The following is a 3,198-nucleotide window of genomic DNA, read 5'->3' as shown; positions in this document are numbered from 1 at the left end:
AACACAGTGGACGCGAGCAACTGAGGACAAGCCCTCGGCCTATTAGTACCGGTCAACTCCACCAGTTACCTGGCTTCCATATCCGGCCTATCAACCCAGTCGTCTACTGGGAGCCTTACCCCATCAAGTGGGTGGGAGTCCTCATCTCGAAGCAGGCTTCCCGCTTAGATGCTTTCAGCGGTTATCCCTCCCGAACGTAGCCAACCAGCCATGCCCTTGGCAGAACAACTGGCACACCAGAGGTTCGTCCGTCCCGGTCCTCTCGTACTAGGGACAGCCCTTCTCAAGACTCCTACGCGCACAGCGGATAGGGACCGAACTGTCTCACGACGTTCTAAACCCAGCTCGCGTACCGCTTTAATGGGCGAACAGCCCAACCCTTGGGACCGACTCCAGCCCCAGGATGCGACGAGCCGACATCGAGGTGCCAAACCATCCCGTCGATATGGACTCTTGGGGAAGATCAGCCTGTTATCCCCGGGGTACCTTTTATCCGTTGAGCGACGGCGCTTCCACAAGCCACCGCCGGATCACTAGTCCCGACTTTCGTCCCTGCTCGACCCGTCGGTCTCACAGTCAAGCTCCCTTGTGCACTTACACTCAACACCTGATTGCCAACCAGGCTGAGGGAACCTTTGGGCGCCTCCGTTACTCTTTAGGAGGCAACCGCCCCAGTTAAACTACCCATCAGACACTGTCCCTGATCCGGATCACGGACCCAGGTTAGACATCCAGCACGACCAGAGTGGTATTTCAACGGCGACTCCACGAACACTGGCGTGCCCGCTTCAAAGTCTCCCACCTATCCTACACAAGCCGAACCGAACACCAATATCAAACTGTAGTAAAGGTCCCGGGGTCTTTCCGTCCTGCTGCGCGAAACGAGCATCTTTACTCGTAGTGCAATTTCACCGGGCCTATGGTTGAGACAGTCGAGAAGTCGTTACGCCATTCGTGCAGGTCGGAACTTACCCGACAAGGAATTTCGCTACCTTAGGATGGTTATAGTTACCACCGCCGTTTACTGGCGCTTAAGTTCTCAGCTTCGCCCACCCGAAAGTGAGCTAACCGGTCCCCTTAACGTTCCAGCACCGGGCAGGCGTCAGTCCGTATACATCGCCTTACGGCTTCGCACGGACCTGTGTTTTTAGTAAACAGTCGCTTCTCGCTGGTCTCTGCGGCCACCCCCAGCTCAGAGCGCAAAGCTCATCACCGGATGTGGCCCCCCTTCTCCCGAAGTTACGGGGGCATTTTGCCGAGTTCCTTAACCATAGTTCACCCGAACGCCTCGGTATTCTCTACCTGACCACCTGAGTCGGTTTAGGGTACGGGCCGCCATGAAACTCGCTAGAGGCTTTTCTCGACAGCATAGGATCATCCACTTCACCACAATCGGCTCGGCATCAGGTCTCAGACTATGTGCAAGGCGGATTTGCCTACCTTACGTCCTACACCCTTACCCCGGGACAACCACCGCCCGGGATGGACTACCTTCCTGCGTCACCCCATCACTCACCTACTACCAGATTGGGCCGGCGGCTCCACCACTCCCCTTTGCCCGAAGGCTCCAGGGCGGCTTCACGGCCTTAGCATCACTGGATTCGATGTTTGACGCTTCACAGCGGGTACCGGAATATCAACCGGTTATCCATCGACTACGCCTGTCGGCCTCGCCTTAGGTCCCGACTTACCCTGGGCAGATCAGCTTGACCCAGGAACCCTTAGTCAATCGGCGCAAACGTTTCTCACGTTTGTATCGCTACTCATGCCTGCATTCTCACTCGTGAACCGTCCACAACTACCTTCCGGTGCTGCTTCACCCGGCACACGACGCTCCCCTACCCATCCACACAGGCGTTGGCCCTATTGTGTGAATGACACGACTTCGGCGGTACGCTTGAGCCCCGCTACATTGTCGGCGCGGAATCACTAGACCAGTGAGCTATTACGCACTCTTTCAAGGGTGGCTGCTTCTAAGCCAACCTCCTGGTTGTCTGTGCGACTCCACATCCTTTCCCACTTAGCGTACGCTTAGGGGCCTTAGTCGATGCTCTGGGCTGTTTCCCTCTCGACCATGGAGCTTATCCCCCACAGTCTCACTGCCGCGCTCTCACTTACCGGCATTCGGAGTTTGGCTAAGGTCAGTAACCCGGTAGGGCCCATCGCCTATCCAGTGCTCTACCTCCGGCAAGAAACACACGACGCTGCACCTAAATGCATTTCGGGGAGAACCAGCTATCACGGAGTTTGATTGGCCTTTCACCCCTAACCACAGGTCATCCCCCAGGTTTTCAACCCTGGTGGGTTCGGTCCTCCACGAAGTCTTACCTCCGCTTCAACCTGCCCATGGCTAGATCACTCCGCTTCGGGTCTTGAGCGTGCTACTGAAACGCCCTATTCGGACTCGCTTTCGCTACGGCTTCCCCACCCGGGTTAACCTCGCAACACACCGCAAACTCGCAGGCTCATTCTTCAAAAGGCACGCAGTCACGAGATACGTGCAAGCACGTATCCGACGCTCCCACGGCTTGTAGGCACACGGTTTCAGGTACTATTTCACTCCGCTCCCGCGGTACTTTTCACCATTCCCTCACGGTACTATCCGCTATCGGTCACCAGGGAATATTTAGGCTTAGCGGGTGGTCCCGCCAGATTCACACGGGATTTCTCGGGCCCCGTGCTACTTGGGTGTCTCTCAAACGAGCCGCTGACGTTTCGACTACGGGGGTCTTACCCTCTACGCCGGACCTTTCGCATGTCCTTCGCCTACATCAACGGTTTCTGACTCGTCCTGCCGCCGGCAGACGACAGAAGAGAGATCCCACAACCCCGCATGCGCAACCCCTGCCGGGTCTCACACGCATACGGTTTGGCCTCATCCGGTTTCGCTCGCCACTACTCCCGGAATCACGGTTGTTTTCTCTTCCTGAGGGTACTGAGATGTTTCACTTCCCCTCGTTCCCTCCACACTGCCTATGTGTTCAGCAGCGGGTGACAGCCCATGACGACTGCCGGGTTTCCCCATTCGGAAACCCCCGGATCAAAGCCTGGTTGACGACTCCCCGGGGACTATCGCGGCCTCCCACGTCCTTCATCGGTTCCTGGTGCCAAGGCATCCACCGTGCGCCCTTAAAAACTTGGCCACAGATGCTCGCGTCCACTGTGCAGTTCTCAAACAACGACCAGCCACCCGTCAGA

1 rRNA gene is annotated in these 3,198 nt (G+C 57.0%); it reads right to left on the bottom strand.

Annotated elements, in window-relative coordinates:
• Window positions 1-22: 22 nt before the first annotated feature.
• Window positions 23-3,143 (bottom strand): 23S ribosomal RNA (locus ABT232_RS38160).
• Window positions 3,144-3,198 lie beyond the last annotated feature (55 nt).

The organism is Streptomyces sp. NPDC001532 (assembly GCF_040298625.1).
Classification (GTDB): domain Bacteria; phylum Actinomycetota; class Actinomycetes; order Streptomycetales; family Streptomycetaceae; genus Streptomyces.
Note: the sequence above shows the minus strand (reverse complement) of the source record. Positions and strands in the feature narration are given on the sequence as shown.